General features: G+C 72.2%; 11 protein-coding genes and 2 pseudogenes. 6 read left to right on the top strand and 7 right to left on the bottom strand.

Annotated elements, in window-relative coordinates; genetic code table 11:
• Positions 1–15 precede the first annotated feature (15 nt).
• The 3 genes from fabG to E6W39_RS07495 are packed head-to-tail and all read right to left on the bottom strand — an operon-like array spanning position 16 to position 3,189.
• Positions 16–774: a 3-oxoacyl-ACP reductase FabG gene (gene fabG, locus E6W39_RS07505; protein WP_141632853.1), complete on the bottom strand. Its 759-nt coding sequence runs from the start codon at positions 772–774 to the stop codon at positions 16–18.
• 47 nt (positions 775–821) lie between these two features.
• Entirely contained in the window at positions 822–2,009 is a 1,188-nt protein-coding gene (locus E6W39_RS07500; RefSeq protein ID WP_141632852.1) for a thiolase family protein, read from the bottom strand.
• Between the two features lie 16 nt (positions 2,010–2,025).
• Positions 2,026–3,189: an acyl-CoA dehydrogenase family protein gene (locus E6W39_RS07495; protein ID WP_141632851.1), complete on the bottom strand. Its 1,164-nt coding sequence runs from the start codon at positions 3,187–3,189 to the stop codon at positions 2,026–2,028.
• 150 nt (positions 3,190–3,339) lie between these two features.
• On the opposite strand from E6W39_RS07495, the gene E6W39_RS07490 reads away from it, so the two are divergent.
• Positions 3,340–3,969 carry a TetR/AcrR family transcriptional regulator gene (locus tag E6W39_RS07490; RefSeq protein ID WP_141632850.1) on the top strand — a complete coding sequence of 210 codons (630 nt, stop codon included), beginning with the start codon at positions 3,340–3,342 and terminating at the stop codon, positions 3,967–3,969.
• A gap of 4 nt (positions 3,970–3,973) precedes the next feature.
• Here the strand turns inward: E6W39_RS07490 and E6W39_RS07485 are convergent, their stop codons facing one another.
• Entirely contained in the window at positions 3,974–5,203 is a 1,230-nt protein-coding gene (locus E6W39_RS07485; RefSeq protein WP_407658368.1) for a nitric oxide synthase oxygenase, read from the bottom strand.
• Between the two features lie 128 nt (positions 5,204–5,331).
• Positions 5,332–6,129 carry a TIGR03084 family metal-binding protein gene (locus E6W39_RS07480; RefSeq protein WP_141632849.1) on the bottom strand — a complete coding sequence of 266 codons (798 nt, stop codon included), beginning with the start codon at positions 6,127–6,129 and terminating at the stop codon, positions 5,332–5,334.
• Between the two features lie 216 nt (positions 6,130–6,345).
• Here E6W39_RS07480 and E6W39_RS07475 point away from each other — a divergent pair.
• Positions 6,346–7,109: pseudogene (locus E6W39_RS07475) on the top strand (SDR family NAD(P)-dependent oxidoreductase).
• A gap of 1 nt (position 7,110) precedes the next feature.
• Positions 7,111–8,189 (top strand): annotated as a pseudogene (locus E6W39_RS07470) (S-adenosylmethionine:tRNA ribosyltransferase-isomerase).
• Between the two features lie 13 nt (positions 8,190–8,202).
• On the opposite strand, the gene E6W39_RS07465 reads toward E6W39_RS07470, so the two are convergent.
• Positions 8,203–9,444 carry a serine hydrolase domain-containing protein gene (locus E6W39_RS07465; RefSeq protein ID WP_141632848.1) on the bottom strand — a complete coding sequence of 414 codons (1,242 nt, stop codon included), beginning with the start codon at positions 9,442–9,444 and terminating at the stop codon, positions 8,203–8,205.
• 165 nt (positions 9,445–9,609) lie between these two features.
• On the opposite strand from E6W39_RS07465, the gene E6W39_RS07460 reads away from it, so the two are divergent.
• Positions 9,610–10,767 carry a methyltransferase gene (locus E6W39_RS07460; protein WP_141632847.1) on the top strand — a complete coding sequence of 386 codons (1,158 nt, stop codon included), beginning with the start codon at positions 9,610–9,612 and terminating at the stop codon, positions 10,765–10,767.
• Positions 10,768–11,212: 445 nt separating this feature from the next.
• Here E6W39_RS07460 and E6W39_RS07455 read toward each other — a convergent pair whose 3' ends face one another.
• The gene (locus tag E6W39_RS07455; protein WP_141632846.1) at positions 11,213–12,769 is read right to left on the bottom strand and encodes an RICIN domain-containing protein; all 1,557 of its coding nucleotides are present in this window, start codon (positions 12,767–12,769) and stop codon (positions 11,213–11,215) included.
• A 556-nt stretch (positions 12,770–13,325) separates the two neighbouring features.
• Between E6W39_RS07455 and argC the strand changes: the two genes are divergently transcribed.
• The gene (argC, locus tag E6W39_RS07450; RefSeq protein WP_141632845.1) at positions 13,326–14,354 is read left to right on the top strand and encodes an N-acetyl-gamma-glutamyl-phosphate reductase; all 1,029 of its coding nucleotides are present in this window, start codon (positions 13,326–13,328) and stop codon (positions 14,352–14,354) included.
• Positions 14,351–15,517 (top strand): bifunctional glutamate N-acetyltransferase/amino-acid acetyltransferase ArgJ, encoded by a 1,167-nt coding sequence (gene argJ, locus E6W39_RS07445; protein WP_141632844.1) that lies wholly within the window; start codon positions 14,351–14,353, stop codon positions 15,515–15,517. Before argC ends, argJ begins: the two co-directional genes overlap by 4 nt.
• Positions 15,518–15,547: the final 30 nt, after the last annotated feature.

The following is a 15,547-nucleotide window of genomic DNA, read 5'->3' as shown; positions in this document are numbered from 1 at the left end:
CCACCCGGTGGTCCGTCAGCGGGCGCCGCCGTTGACGTAGAGGGTCTGGCCGCTGACGTACGAGGCCTCGTCACTCGCCAGGAACGCCACCACCGAGGCGATCTCCTCGGGCTGCCCGGCGCGGCGCAGCGGAGTGCGGGCGGCGACCTCGGCCTGGTGCTCCTCGGGAGTGGCACCCACTCGCTCGGCGGTCGCCTCGGTCATCGAGGTGACGATGTAACCGGGCGCCACCGCATTGACGTTGACGTTGAACGGGCCCAACTCGATCGCCAGCGTGGCGGTCAGCCCCTGGATGCCGGCCTTGGCGGCGGCGTAGTTGGCCTGGCCCCGGTTGCCGAGCGCGGACCGCGAGCTCAGCGAGACGATCTTGCCGTACTTCTGCGCGACCAGGTACTTCTGGGCGACGTGGCTGCAGTTGTAGGCGCTGGTGAGGTTGACCGACAGCACCAGGTCCCAGTCGGCCTTGGGCATCTTGAAGAACAGGTTGTCCCGGGTGATGCCGGCATTGTTGACCAGGATGTGCAGGCCGCCCAACTCCTCGTGCAGCCGGGCGAAGACGGCCTCGACCGCGTCGTAGTCGGAGACGTCGCAGCCGTAGGCGCGCGCGGTGCCGCCCTTGGCGGTGATCTCGTCGACGGTGCCCTGGGCCCGCTCGGCGGTCAGGTCGACCACGGCGACCGTGGCGCCCTCCTCGGCCAGCCGCCGTGCGGTGGCCGCCCCGATGCCCTGGGCGGCGCCGGTGACGACCGCGACCTTGCCGGTGAAACGTGCCATTGGTGATGCTCCCTGTCAGATGGTCGGATCGGCGGGTAGTCGGATCGTCAGTCGTTGGAGACCAGCACGGCCGTGCCCTGGCCGACGCCGACGCACATGGTGGCTAGGCCGCGGCGGGCACCGGTGCGGCGCATCCGGTGCAGCAGGGTGGTGAGGATCCGGGCGCCCGAGCCGCCCAGCGGGTGGCCGAGCGCGATCGCGCCGCCGGTCGGGTTGACCAGCTCCGGGTCGATCTCCAACTGGTCCATGCAGGCGAGCGCTTGGGCCGCGAACGCCTCGTTGAACTCCGCCTCGCCGAGGTCGGCCGGCGACCAGCCGGCCCGCTCCAGCACCTTGCGGGTGGCCGGCACCGGCCCGATCCCCATCACATCCGGGTGCACGCCGGCCGAGGCGCCCGCCACATAGCGGCCCAGCGGCTCCAGCCCCAGCTCGTGCAGGGCGGCCTCGCTGACCAGCAGCAGCCCGGCCGCGCCGTCGTTCATCGGGGAGGCGTTGCCGGCCGTCACCGTGCCGTCCTTGCGGAACACCGGCTTGAGCGCGGCGAGCCGCTCCAGGCTGGTGTCCTCGCGGATCGACTCGTCCTGGTCGACCGTCACCCCGTCGGGGCGGACCACCGGGAACAGCTCGGCGTCGAAGTGCCCGTCCTTGCGGGCGGCCGCGGCCAACTGGTGGCTGCGCAGCGCGAAGGCGTCCTGCCGCTCGCGGGTGATCCCGTAGCGCGCGGCCACCTCCTCGGCGGTCTCACCCATGCTGAGCACGCCGTGCAGGTCGGCCATCCGGGGGTTGGTGAGCCGCCAGCCGAGCCGGGTGTCGAAGGTCTGCATGGCGTGCGGCAGCGCCTCGTCCGGGCGCGGCAGCACGAACGGCGCCCGGGTCATCGACTCGCAGCCGCCGGCCAGCACGATGTCCGCCTCACCGGCGGCGATGGTCCGGGCGGCGGTGGTGACCGCCTCCAGGCCGGAGGCGCAGAGCCGGTTCACGGTGGCACCGGGCACGCTCTCCGGCAGGCCGGCCAGCAGCACCGCCATCCGGGCGGCATTGCGGTTGTCCTCACCGGCCTGGTTGGCGGCACCCCAGTAGACGTCGTCGATGCGGGCCGGGTCGAGGTTCGGCACGTCGGTGAGCAGCTGCCGGATCACGGCGGCTGACAGGTCGTCGGGCCGGACGGTGGCCAGCGCGCCGCGCAGCCTGCCGATGGGTGTGCGGCGGGCGGCGGCGAAGTAGACGGGACGCACGTGGTTCAGCTCCGTTCTAGAACGCGTTGATGTTGGTGAGCGAGCGGCCGATCAGCAGCTTGTGCACCTGGCTGGTGCCCTCGTAGAGGGTCATGACGCGGGCGTCGCGCACCAGCTTGCCGACCGGGTACTCGTCGATGAAGCCGTAGCCGCCGAAGACCTGCAGCGCGTTGTTGGCGCAGCGCACGGCCGCCTCGCTGGCGTAGAGCTTGGCCACCGAGGACTCGGTGGCGAACGGCAGGCCGCGCTCGATGTGGTCGGCGACCCGCCAGGTGAGCAGCCGGGCCGCGTCGAGGTCGACGGCGATGTCGGAGAGCAGCTCCTGCACCAGCTGGTGGGCGGCGATCGGCTTGCCGAACTGCTCGCGCTCGGTGGCGTAGCGCACGGCGGCGTCCAGCGACGCCTGGATGATCCCGACGCAGCCGGCCGCCACCGACATCCGGCCCTTGGCGAGGGCCGCCATCGCCACCGTGAAGCCCTTGCCCTCTGCGCCGAGCCGCGCGCTGTCCGGCACCCGGACCTGCTCCAGGCTGAGCTCCGCCGTGGCCTGGCCGCGCAGCCCGAGCTTGCCGTGGATCTCACGGCGTTCGAAGCCGGGCGTGCCGGTCGGGACCAGGAACGCGGTGACGCCCTTGTGGCCCTGCTTCTCCGGGTCGCTGCCGCCGGTGCGGGCGAAGACCAGCGCGACATCGGCCCAGGTGCCGTTGGTGATGAACATCTTGGCGCCGCTGATCAGCCAGTCCTCACCGTCCCGGACCGCCTTGGTGGTCAGGTTCCCGGCGTCCGAGCCGGTGCCGGGCTCGGTGAGCGCGAAGCAGGCCAGCGCCTCGCCGGAGCAGAGCCTGGGCAGCCAGTGCCGCTTCTGCTCCTCGGTGCCGTAGCTGTTGATGGACTTGCCGACCAGGCCGAGCGAGACGCTGACGATGCCGCGCACGGCCGAGTCGCCGCGGCCCAGCTCCTCCAGGACCAGGCAGTACGCCAGGTGGTCGCCGCCGCTGCCGCCGTACTCCTCGGGGATGGTCAGGCCGAGGAAGCCCAGCTTGCCGAGCTTGCCGATGATCGCCCGGTCCACCGACTCGGCGCGGTCCCACTCGGAGGCGAACGGGGCGATCTCGCGGTCGGTGAACTCGGCGGCGAGGGCGCGGACGGCCGCCTGCTCCTCGGAGAGCTCCAGGTTCATCGGCACTCCCTCTCTCGGTCTTCCTCGTCCGAAGGCCGGCCCTTAAACTAGCGGTGCAAGTTTTTAGACTCTAGTCCGCCCGGGCCATGCCTGGGAAGGGGCAACCTGCGAGAATGCCTGATCCGCCACCCGACCGGAGGAGAACCGTTCATGGCCCGCCCGCGCACCCCGCTGCTCAGCCGCGAGCGGATCGTCACCGCCGCGCTGGCGGTGGTGGACGCCGAGGGCCTGGAGGCGCTCTCCACCCGCCGGCTGGCCACCGAACTCTCCGTCAGCGGCCCCTCGCTCTACAACCACTTCGCCACCAAGGACGACCTACTGGACGCGGTCGCCGACAGCGTGATGGGTGAAGTCGACTTGTCGATGTTCGAGTCCGGCGCCGACTGGCAGACGGCCCTGCGCGACTGGGCCAGGTCCTACCGCGCCGCGCTCGCCGCCCACCCCCACGTGGTACCGATCCTCGCCCAGGGCCCGGGCCGGCGGCCCAACGCGCTGCGCCTGGCCGACGCCGTCTTCGGCTGCCTGGTCGCCGCCGGCTGGCCGCGCGGCCAGGCCACCCGGATCGGCGCCCTGATGCGGTACTTCGTGACCGGCTCGGCGCTGGGCTCGTTCGCCTCCGGCTTCCCCGAGGACGCCACCCTCTACGCCGCCCAGTACCCGCACCTCGCCGAGGCGCACCGCCTGGCAGAGCACCGCGCGGCGGTGGACGAGGGCGCCTTCGAGCTGGGGCTGGAGTCCCTGCTCGCGGGCCTGGCGGGCCGGTACCCGGGGGCGGGCTGAGGGCTCACCACGGTTGGCGGGGGACGAAGGCCGGGCGGAGGGCGGGGTCGGGCGGGTCGTAGTAGCGGTGGAAGACCGGGGTGAGGCCGCCCGACACCGGGGGGACGATCCAGCTCCAGTCGGCCGGGGTGGGTCTGCCGAGACGTTTCTCCTGGGCGACGTGCCGCAGGAACCGCTGCGACTCGGTGTGGTGGTCGGCCATGGTGACCCCGGCTGCCTCGAAGGAGTGCAGCACCGCGAGGTTCAGCTCCACCAGCGCCCGGTCCCGCCACAGGGTGCGGTCGCTGGAGGTGTCCAGGCCGAGCCGTTCGGCGACGGTGCCGAGCAGGTCGTAGCGGTCGGCGTCGGCCAGGTTGCGGGCGCCGATCTCGGTGCCCATGTACCAGCCGTTGAACGGGGCGGCCGGGTAGCGGATGCCGCCGATCTCCAGGGTGAGGTCGCTGATCGCGGGCACCGCGTACCAGCGCAGGCCGAGGTCCGCGAACCAGGCGTGGTCGGGGTGGCTGAGCGGCACCTCCAAGGTGGTGTCGTCCGGCAGTTCGTACCAGCGCGGCGCATCGCCCGGCCGCTCCTGGACCAGCAGCGGCAGCACGTCGAAGCTGCCGTCGCCGCGCTTCCAGCCCAGATCGGCGGCGCGGGCGGCGAGTCGGCCCCCGGCGGGGTCGCCGATCCAGCCGCCGCCGGGGCGGGGATGGCCGGCGTAGCGCACCAGTTGGGCGTTGAGGATCCGCGGCGCCGGGCGGCCAGGGCGGTCGGGGGCGAAGACGCTGATCACCGGGCGGATCCGGCCGCCGTTGCCCGCCAGGCGCAGGTGCTCGAAGCAGTGCGCGGCGAGGTCGTCGGCGCTGCCGCACTCCCGCAGGTCGCGCACCACCAGGCTGCGCCAGTACAGCCGGCCGATGCAGCGTGCCGAGTTGCGCCAGGCCAGCCGGGCACCGAAGGACAGCTCTTGCGGGGTGTGCCGGTAGGTTCCGGTGCGCTCGATCTCGTCCAGCACCTGGCGCACCCTGGGCTCGGGGTCGGTGGCGCCGGGGTGCTCGGCGTGGAACTGCCGCAGGAAGGCGGCAGCCTGGGCGGGATCGGTGAACGGCTCTCCCGGCTCGGTCTGCACCAGGGCGGAGGCCGAGGTGGTGCCGTGGTCGAACGGGCAGCCGGCGGGGTGCGGGGCGGTCGGCGCGGGGGCCGGGGAGACGCGAGTCGTGGTGCTGCGGGCGCGAAACCGGCTGAGTATCAAGGCGAAGTCCTTTCCGCCCGCTATGCAAGCGCCTGCTCAGCGGGGGAGTGGGGACTCGGCGAATCCCACCCGGGGGTGCGGCGCCACGGGGTACGCTGACGGGCTCCCTGCGCGCTTGCGCCCCGCGCTCACGCCTCGCGCGGTGCGCGTCCCTCGCCGGGCGGTCCGGCGAACGCCTGGGCGATCGGCAGCCAGGCCGTCGCCACCACCCCGGTCGCCTCCAGCGCCAGATCGTCGCGGTGCCGCCGCTGGGTCACCAGCAGGCAGAAGTCCAGCGCCGGGCCCGTGATCCGGTCGGCCGCGTCCTCCGGCCCCCACGTCCACAGCTCTCCCGCAGGGCCGGTCAGTTCGACCCGCACCGGCCGGGCGGGCACGGCCAACCCGTGCGCCGAGAAGGCGAACCCCATGGTCCGCACCCCGAGGTGGGCGATGTTCCGCAGCCGAGCCGTCGGGGTCCGCTTGACGCCGAGCGCGTCGGCCACGTCTTCGGCGTGCGCCCAGGTCTCCATGATCCGCGCGGTGGCCATCGAGGCGGCCTTCATCGGCGGGCCGAACCAGGGCAGCTTGACGCCCTCCGGCACCTCGGCGAGTCCGGTCAGCACCTGCTCCCGGCCGTCCCGCCACCAGGCCAGCAGACGATCGGGTGCCAGCGCGGCGCCGGCTGCCGCACCCTCGTCCACCAGGGTCTCGAACTCATCCGCCCCCGAAAGGAGTTCGGCCGCCGCCGGATGGAAGACGTCCGGGTCGTGCACGGCCCGCAGCGTCCACTCATCGGTCCACGCCAGGTGGGCGACCTGATGCGCGATCGTCCAGCCCGGCGACGGGGTCGCCGTCCGCCACCCTGTGGCATCGAGTCCGGCGACCAGTGAATCCAGCTCGGCGCCCTCGTCGCGCAAGTCGGCCAGGATCGCCGCTGCCTCGCCCATCGTGCCTCCGCCTCCGCCGCTCCGTTGACGCACTGCCGGGTTCCACTGTGCCGGGCCCATCCGGTGCGGCGCCATAACCGTGCGGTAACTCCCTTGCGACCCAGGTCCGGTGGCCTAGGTCGAACGTCCCCGACCAGGCGCCCTAGGCCCAACGACCGCCCCGACCGGACCTCTTGCCCGATCCGCCGATGCCGGGTGCGGAGGGACAGTTCAGGTATGAACTCGAGCCTGAACAACACCACCGACCCCGCCCACCGGGTCGCGGTCATCACCGGAGCCTCTCGTGGGCTTGGTCTGGCCCTCGCGCAGGCACTCGCCGCGGACGGCTGGAAGCTGGTGGTCACCGCCCGCAACCCGGTCGAACTCGCCGCCGCCGCCGACGCCCTGCGCGAGGTGACCACCGTCGTCGCGCTGCCCGGCACCGTGGTCGACGACGACCACCGCGCCCACCTCGCACACGCGGCCGCCGAACTCGGCGGCGCCGCGCTGCTGGTCAACAACGCCTCCACGCTTGCCGGTTACGACCTCGACGGCGGCCCGATGCCCACCCTTGCCGAGTCCCCGCTGCCCGGGTTGCTGGAGACCTTCGAGGTCAATGTGCTCGGCCCGATCGCGCTCACCCAGCTGCTGCTGCCCCAACTGCGCGAGCGGGCGGGCGTGGTGATCAACCTCAGCTCCGACGCCGCCGTCGAGCACTACCTGCGCTGGGGTGGCTACGGCGCGGCCAAGGCGGCCCTGGACCACGCCTCCGGCACGCTGGCCCGGGAGGAGCCGCAGTTGCGCGTGTGGTCGGTCGACCCCGGCGAGATGCGCACCCGGCTCTACCAGGAGGCCGCCCCGGCCAGGACCTCTCCGGGATGCCGCTGCCCGAATCCGTCGTGCCCGCGTTCCGCGCCCTGCTGCGCGAGCGGCCCGAGTCGGGCCGCTACCGGGCAGCCGACCTGCTCACCGCCGTTGCCGCCGGCCCGGTGGGGGCCTGAGATGGCGTCACCGTCGCTGGAGACCGGGTTCGACTTCACCGTGCCCCCCGAACTCTCCGCCCACGCCCCGGCCGAGGCCCGCGGGTTGGCGCGGGACGGCGTGCGGCTCCTGGTCGGGCGCGGCGGCTCGAACGAAGGCCAACCGACCGTGGAGCACCGGGTCTTCACCGAGCTGCCCCAAGCGCTGCGCCCGGGCGACCTGCTGGTGGTCAACAACTCGGCCACCGTGCCCGCCGCCCTGCCGGCCCGGCTGCCCGACGGTCGGCCCGTCGCCCTGCACCTCTCCTCCGCCGACCCCGATCCGCGCGGCGCCCACCTGGTGGAGCTGCGCCGGCCGACCGCATCAGGCGCCCCCGCCTACCTGCCACCCGAGCAGAACCCCGCCCGCCCCGGCCTGCGACTGACCCTGCCGGCGGGCGGCGAGGCCGAGTTGACCGTGCCGTTCACCGCGCGGCTCTGGTAGCGCGGCTGATCCTGCCCGGCCCGGTGAACGGCTACCTCACCCGCTACGGCAAGCCGATCCGCTACAGCTACGTGGACCGGGACTGGCCGCTGACCGCCTACCAGACCGCCTTCGCCGCCGAGCCCGGCAGTAGCGAAATGCCCAGCGCGGCCCGGCCGTTCACGCCCGAGCTGGTCAGCGCCCTGGTGGCGCGCGGCATCCTGCTGGCACCGATCACCCTGCACACCGGCGTCGCCTCCCCGGAGGTGCACGAGGCGCCGTACCCGGAGCGCTTCCGGGTGCCGGCGGCCACGGCCCGGCTGGTCGAGCACGTCCGGAGCGAGGGCGGGCGGGTGATCGCGGTCGGCACCACGGCGGTGCGCGCGCTGGAGTCGGCCGTCGGTGCGGACGGCCGGGTGCGAGCCGCCGACGGCTGGACGGACCTGGTGATCACCCCCGCGCGAGGCGTACGGGCCGTCGACGGACTGCTGACCGGCTGGCACGAGCCGCGCGCCTCACACCTGTTGATGCTCCAGGCGATCGCCGGCCGGCCCCTGCTCGAACTCTGCTACCGCGAGGCCCTCGACCACCGCTACCTCTGGCACGAGTTCGGTGACGTCAACCTGCTGCTGGCGTGAGCCGGGGCCGACCCTAGTCATCCAACCCCTGGTCCTCCAGCGCCTGGTAGGCGCTCACCCAGAAGTCCCGGCAGACCGGCGGCGCCACGGGCGAGCTCCAGAGCCGCTGGGTGAGCAGCACACCTGCGACACCCCGCACCGGATCCACCGCCCAGGAGGTGCCCAGACCGCCGTCCCAGCCGAACTGGCCGACCGGGTGCCCGAGTTCGGTCGCCCTGGTCACCACGGCCCCGCCCAGTCCCCAGCCGCGCGTCGCGAAGAACTCGGGAAGCAGTTCAGGACCGCCAGCCTGGCGGCTCATCAGATCATCGCTCGTCTGGTCGCTCATCATCAGCTCGACCGCTGCCCTGGAGAGGATCCGGCGGCCGCCGTAACGGCCGCCGGCCAGCAGCATGCGGCTGAACGCGAGGAAGTCGTCCGCCGTGGAGACCAGGCCGGCGGCACCGCTCTGGAACTTCGGGGGAGTCGACCACTCGCCGCCGTCCGCCTCGTCGAACACGCTCAGCTCGCTGTCGTTCTCCGGGTCCTGCCAGTAGGCGGTGGTGAACCGGTCGAGCTGGTCGGCGGGGACGGAGAACCCGGTGTCCGTCATGCCCAGCGGGTCGAACAGCCGCTCCTGGAGGAACCGTTCGAACGGCAGGCCGCCGGCCCGGGCGATCAGCACCCCGAGCACATCGCTGCCGGTGTTGTAGAGCCAGCGCTCGCCCGGCTGGTGGATCAGCGGCAGTGTGCCGAGCCGGGCCAGCCAGTCATCCGGCTCGGGGAACGAAGCGGGCCGGGGCACACCCTGCCCGAGTTCGAGGACCTCCATCGCCTGCTGGATCGGGGAGCTGTCGGGCGGGGTCGGCAGGATCCCGATGCCCATCCGGAAGGTCAGCAGGTCGCGCACCGTGATCGGCCGCTCGGCCGGGACCGTGTCGTCCAGTGGGCCGTCCGGGCGGCGCAGCACCCGGCGGTGGGCCAGCTCGGGCAGCAGCTCGTCCACCGGATCGTCCAGCCGCAGCCGGCACTCCTCGAGCAGGATCAGGGTGGCGGCGGCGGTGATCGGCTTGGTCATCGAGGCGACCCGGAAGATCGTGTCGCGCCCGACCGGCCCGCCGCGCAGCGAACGCTTGCCGAGCGCCTCCACATGCACCTGGTCACCGTGTGCGACCAGGGCGACCAGGCCGGGCACCCCGCCGCGCTCCACATGGCCGGCCAGGGTGTCGTGCAGCCCGGTCAACCGCTCCTTGTCGAATCCCATGCCGTGTCCCATGCCGTGCTCCGCTCGCTCAGCTCGACCTGCTCCCGGTGACGGCCGTCCGGCCTCGGCACGATCCTCGCAGGAAACCCCGACAAAACCGGGCAACCACGGCCCGCCCGGCCGGCGTCGACGGCACCGGCGCGGCGCCGTGCCGGGAGCGGATAGCCTGGGCGCACGATGAACTGCTTCACCACGTCATGGGGCGACTACCAGCTCACCCGCTTCCCCGAGAACCCGCGCGAGCAGCTGCGCGCCTGGGACGCCGCCGACGAGTACCTGCTGCGCCACCTGCACGGCGACACCGACACCCCGCCGGTGCCACTGGACGGCACTGTGGTGGTGCTCGGCGACCGCTGGGGCGCCCTGGCGACGGCGCTGGCCGGCGCCTCCGAGGCGACGCAGATCAGCGACTCCTACCTCGGACGTGAGGCGACCCGCGCCAACCTGGCCCGCAACGGCGCGGCCGCCGACGCGGTGCGCCTGCTGACCAGCGTCGAAGCACCGCCGGAGCGGATCGACGTGCTGCTGGTCCGGGTGCCCAAGAGCCTGGCCTTCCTGGAGGACCAGCTGCACCGGCTGGCACCCGCGCTGCACGCCGGGAGCGTGGTGATCGGTACGGGCATGGTCACCGAGATCCACACGTCGACGCTCCAGCTGTTCGAGCAGATCATCGGGCCGACCCGCACCTCGCTGGCGGCGAAGAAGGCGCGGCTGATCTTCAGCACCCCCCAGCGGCTGTCGGCACCCGACAACCCCTGGCCGCTGCGCTACCAGCTCCCCGACGGCATCGGCGTGCTCTCCGGCCGGACCGTCACCAACCACGCCGGCGTCTTCTGCGCCGACCGGCTCGACATCGGCACCAGGTTCTTCCTGCAGCACCTGCCGGAACGCCAGGGGCCGGTGCACGTGGTCGACCTCGGCTGCGGCAACGGGGTGGTCGGCACGGCCGCTGCCCTGGCCAATCCGGCCGCCGAAGTCACCTTCATCGACGAGTCCTACCAGGCCGTCGCGTCCGCCGAGGCCACCTTCCGGGAGAACGCCGGCCCGGACGCCCGTGCCGAGTTCCTCGCCGGCGACGCCCTGGCGGCCGTCCCGCCCGGCTCGGTCGACCTGGTGCTGAACAACCCGCCGTTCCACTCCCACCAGGCCACCACCGACGCCACCGCCTGGCGCATGTTCACCGGCGCCCGCCGCGCGCTGCGTCCCGGCGGCGAGCTCTGGGTGGTCGGCAACCGCCACCTCGGCTACCACGTCAAGCTCCGCCGCCTCTTCGGCAACTGCCACACCGTGGCGGGCAACCCCAAGTTCGCGGTCCTGCGCGCCGTCAAGCGCTGACCTGCACCGCCAGGCGCTGACCTTCACCGCCAAAGCGCTGACCTGCACCGCCGTGCGCTGACGCACCCTCGCGCCCCGAGCCCAGGCCACCGGCTAACTGATCGAAACCATCTGTCACTAAGGTGTGACTTAGCGCTTCAATTGGCGAGTTGAGCAGCGCCGGATCAACACGCTGGAGCAGGCCTGCATGGTCCGGTCCGTCTCGGACGTGTGGTTCGAGGCTAGCCTCGGCTGGGCGCGGGTCTGGCCGGCGGGAGCACCTTGGGTCGACGAGGACGTGGCCGTCGACGGCCTGAGGAGGCTGTCCGCGTCCATGCTGAGGTCGTGGTCGGGACGCTGGGGGGTCATCATGCTCGGGTTCGTTGCCACGGCGGCTTCGTGTGCTGGCGGGTGGGAGGCGCTCCCGCGGCCGGGGGCTGCGGGAGCGTCGGCGCGCGGCTGGCTGTCAGGTAAGGGCGGCCCAGTTCTGGGTGTTGGCGTTGCCGGCCGGGTTGGTGGTGACGGCGGCGCCGGTGGTGACGGCGGCGCTGTCGAGGGAGTATCCGGTCGCCGGGTTGGTGATCGTCAGGGTGCCACTGCCGTTCTGGGTGACCTGCCAGTCCTGGTAGGGGTTGGAGGAGTTGACGGCCCGCAGGGTGGCCTGGGCGCCGGCGGTGCTGGGCGCGGTCAGCACGAGGTGGTCCGGGCAGCCGTCGATGAGCTTCGTGGTGCCGTCCGGATACGTTTTCAGCGTCCACTGCTGCTTGTCACGCGTGGAGTCGTAGGTGTTGAGGATGGCGGGGGAGCTGCCGGAGGCGCCGCACTGGTCGGCACGTTCCAGGGCCAGGCCGCCGCCGTTGGAGAGGGCATGGGTTCGGCCGTCGTTCACGATCGTGGGGCCGTAGTTGATGGCGTGGGCGGCCAGGTAGGTGAGCGCGGTTCCGGCGGTGGCGAGCGGCGGGTTGGCAGCGGGCCGGCCGGTCTTGAAGTACTCGGCGAAGGTGGAGGGCGTCTGCGTGGCCATCACGCCGATGGTGCTGTTCCAGCCGCCGTCGACGTTGTTCCACAGGTCGAGCAGTGAGCCGTCCACGTTGCCCTGGACCTGGTCCCCGGTGTTCCAGCCGGTGGTGTAGGTGAAGCTGTAGCTGCTGCCGTTGGACCACACGTAGCGGTAGTCCCCGAGGAGGTAGGCGGCGGCGGAGTCGGCGAAGCCTTCCGCCCAGGCGCAGGTACCGGAGCTGGCCAGGTTGATGTAGTGCGGGCTGCAGTTGGCGACGGCCGGGAACCGTCCGTTGTACAGGCGGTCCATGAAGAAGTGGCCGGACTCGTGGAGCACGGTGTGCTCGGAGTCGGGGTCGGCGGCGGACAGGTGGACGGTGCCCGCCAGGTCGTAGTACGGACCGTCGGTCGAGTTGGCGGTCCACTGGACGTTGAGCTCGGTGCAGGCGTTGCTGTTCGGCTCGTGGGTGGACCAGCAGTCGCTGGTGGGGTTGTTGCGGTACCACCACAGGAGGTTGACGGTATCGAAGGCGTGCCAGGCCCGCGCGGTGTCGGCGGACGGCTTGAGGGTGCCGACGGAGGTGCTGGCGGCGACGTTGGTCAAGGTCGGCGAGTCCAGGGTGTAGGGGGTACCGGTGGTGTCGCTGACCTTCCACAGCTTGGTGCTCTCGGTTCGCGACCGCACCCAGATGCTGCTCATCGACGTGGTGGAGGTGGGCGTGTAGCAGAGGTTGAAGCTGCCGTCGTTGACGCCGGTGTACTGGTAGTCGGCGGTGAGCTGGTGCGGGGTGTCGGTGGACTTCTCCTTGCCCCACAGCTGGACGTTCGCGTTGCGGACCGGCTTGGTCATCGTGGGCTTGCCCGGGCCGGCTTCGGCCGACTGGTAGTCGTACTGGAGATTGCCGCTCAGGCAGATGGGGGACGCCGCCGCGGCGCTGGACGCCGTCAGCGGAACGGCGGCGGCGGCGAGCAGGGCGGCGCCCAGGACGGCGAAGCCGCGCGGCAGCCGAATTCCGATGGCCACAAGTTTCCTCTCATGGGAACAAGCTGGCGTGGGAGGCCGGGGGCCACCGTTCAGCGGCGACCTGGCCAGCAACAGGATCAGTGCGAAGCGCCTGCCTGGGTAAGAGCGCTCGGAAGCACGTACACAAACCGGTAGTCCGACAGAATCACTTTTGTTGCGAGCTATTTGCCGCACGCCCTGGGCGCCGCCTCCGCGCCCTGTGCGGAACGCGCCGAGCCGTTCTGCACAGGCGGCTCTGCTCAGGGTGGGCGTTGGCCGGGGAAGGGGACTGGCTCGGCGAGGCGGGCGATGCGGGCCTCGACGACCGCGGCGAGGCCGGACATGGCTGACCCCCGGGAGCGGCGGTCATCGGCGAGCTCCCCGCCGGGCGACAGAGACCAGTGCCCGCCCCCGCAGCGCCAACCGGAAAGCTCACCCGCCAACTCAAGCACTCATCCGCCACGTGAACCGCTCGGTCACATAACGTGACCGCGATCAATTATGCATAGGCTTGCATGAATGTTCCGCAGTGCGTATATTCATGCCACGTCGTCGTGGTCCAGGGAGGATGGCAGTCATGGCCTTGCGGGTCGCCGTAGCCGGGGCGAGCGGGTATGCGGGCGGTGAGGTGCTGCGTCTGCTGCTGGGGCACCCGGAGATCGAGATCGGGGCGCTGACCGGCGACTCCAACGCGGGCAAGCGGGTGGGGGAGGTGCAGCCGCATCTGCTGCCGCTGGCGGACCGGGTGCTGGAGCCGACCACGCCCGAGGTGCTGGCCGGGCACGATGTCGTCTTCCTCGGGCTGCCGCACGGGAAGTCGGCGGCCGTGGCCGAGGCGCTCGGCGAGGACGTGCTGATCGTCGACTGCGGCGCGGACTTCCGCCTCAAGGACGCGGCCGACTGGGAGCGGTTCTACGGCTCCGCGCACGCCGGGACTTGGCCGTACGGCCTGCCGGAGCTGCCGGGCCACCGGGCCGCGCTCAAGGGCACCAAGCGGATCGCCGTGCCGGGCTGCTACCCGACCGCGGTCACGCTCGCGCTCTTCCCGGCCTACGCGGCGCGGCTCGCCGAGCCGGAGGCGGTGATCGTGGCGGCCAGCGGCACGTCGGGCGCCGGCAAGGCGATCAAGACCCACCTGCTCGGCAGCGAGGTGATGGGCTCGGTCAGCCCGTACGGCGTCGGCGGCGTGCACCGGCACACCCCGGAGATGTCGCAGAACCTCAGCCCGGTCGCCGGGGAGCCGGTGAACATCTCCTTCACCCCGACCCTGGCGCCCATGTCCCGCGGCATCCTGGCCACTTGCAGCGCCAAGGCCAGGCCGGGCGTGACGGCGGGCGACCTGCGGGCCGCCTACGAATCCGCCTACGCCGACGAGCGGTTCGTCCACCTGCTGCCCGAACTCCAGTGGCCGCAGACCAAGTCGGTCTTCGGATCCAACAGTGCACTGGTCCAGGTGATCCTGGACGAGCACGCCGGCCGGATCATCGCGATCAGCGCGATCGACAACCTGGTCAAGGGCACCGCCGGCGGCGCGGTGCAGAGCATGAACATCGCCCTCGGCCTGCCTGAGGAGCTGGGCCTTCCCGTGAACGGAGTCGCACCATGAGCAGCAGCAACCTCGGCGTCACGGCAGCCAAGGGCTTCCGCGCGGCCGGTGTGACGGCCGGCATCAAGGCCTCCGGCACCCCGGACCTGGCCCTGGTGGTCAACGACGGGCCGTCGCTGGCGGCGGCCGGCGTCTTCACCTCCAACCGGGTCAAGGCGGCGCCGGTGCTCTGGTCCCAGCAGGTGATCAAGGGCGGCCAGTTGGCGGCGGTGATCCTCAACTCCGGTGGTGCCAACGCCTGCACCGGGCCGGGCGGCTTCCAGGACACCCACGCCACCGCCGAGCGGGTCGGTGCCGAACTCGGCGTCAGCGCGGGCGAGGTGGCCGTCTGCTCGACTGGCCTGATCGGCGAGCGCCTCCCGATGGACATCCTGCTGCCCGGCGTCGATCTTGCCGTCAAGCAGCTCGGCGAGACCGGCGGCGAGGCGGCCGCGATCGCCATCAAGACCACCGACACGGTGCACAAGACCGCCCAGGTCGGCGTCGGCGGCTGGACGGTCGGCGGCATGGCCAAGGGCGCCGGGATGCTGGCCCCGGGGCTGGCCACCATGCTGGTCGTGCTGACCACCGACGCGGCCGTGGACAGCGCCGAGTTGGACCGGGCGCTGCGCGCCGCCACCCGCACCACCTTCGACCGGGTCGACTCCGACGGCTGCATGTCCACCAATGACACGGTGCTGCTGCTGGCCTCCGGCGCCTCCGGCATCACCCCGGCGCCGGCCGAGTTCGCCGACGCGGTGCAGCAGGTCTGCGCCGATCTGGCCCGCCAGTTGATCGGCGACGCCGAGGGCGCGAGCAAGGACATCCGGATCGACGTCACCGACGCCGCAACCGAGGACGAGGCGGTCGAGGTGGGCCGCACCATCGCCCGCAACAACCTGCTCAAGTGCGCCATCCACGGCGAAGACCCCAACTGGGGCCGGGTGTTGGCCGCGATCGGCACCACCGGTGCCGCCTTCGACCCCGACCGGCTGGACGTCGCGATCAACGGTGTCTGGGTCTGCCGCGGCGGCGCGGTCGGCGAGGACCGCTCGCTGGTCGACATGACGGACCGTCAGGTCGTCATCACCGCCCGGCTGAACGCCGGCCAGGCGGCGGCCACCGTGTGGACCAACGATCTGACCGCCGACTACGTGCACGAGAACAGCGCCTACTCCACCTGACCCCGGGGGAACCCACCGTGCATATCGCAC

The sequence above is a fragment of the Kitasatospora acidiphila genome (assembly GCF_006636205.1).
Taxonomy (GTDB): Bacteria; Actinomycetota; Actinomycetes; order Streptomycetales; family Streptomycetaceae; genus Kitasatospora; species Kitasatospora acidiphila.
This window is presented reverse-complemented; position numbering and strand designations above follow the sequence as displayed.

Excerpts from the sequence above, each read along its gene's own strand:
- fabG (WP_141632853.1), bottom strand. The coding sequence starts at position 774 with ATGGCACGTTTCACCGGCAAGGTCGCGGTCGTCACCGGCGCCGCCCAG.
- E6W39_RS07495 (WP_141632851.1), bottom strand. The coding sequence starts at position 3,189 with ATGAACCTGGAGCTCTCCGAGGAGCAGGCGGCCGTCCGCGCCCTCGCC.
- E6W39_RS07490 (WP_141632850.1), top strand. The coding sequence starts at position 3,340 with ATGGCCCGCCCGCGCACCCCGCTGCTCAGCCGCGAGCGGATCGTCACC.
- E6W39_RS07480 (WP_141632849.1), bottom strand. The coding sequence starts at position 6,129 with ATGGGCGAGGCAGCGGCGATCCTGGCCGACTTGCGCGACGAGGGCGCC.
- E6W39_RS07465 (WP_141632848.1), bottom strand. The coding sequence starts at position 9,444 with ATGGGACACGGCATGGGATTCGACAAGGAGCGGTTGACCGGGCTGCAC.
- E6W39_RS07460 (WP_141632847.1), top strand. The coding sequence starts at position 9,610 with ATGAACTGCTTCACCACGTCATGGGGCGACTACCAGCTCACCCGCTTC.
- argC (WP_141632845.1), top strand. The coding sequence starts at position 13,326 with ATGGCCTTGCGGGTCGCCGTAGCCGGGGCGAGCGGGTATGCGGGCGGT.
- argJ (WP_141632844.1), top strand. The coding sequence starts at position 14,351 with ATGAGCAGCAGCAACCTCGGCGTCACGGCAGCCAAGGGCTTCCGCGCG.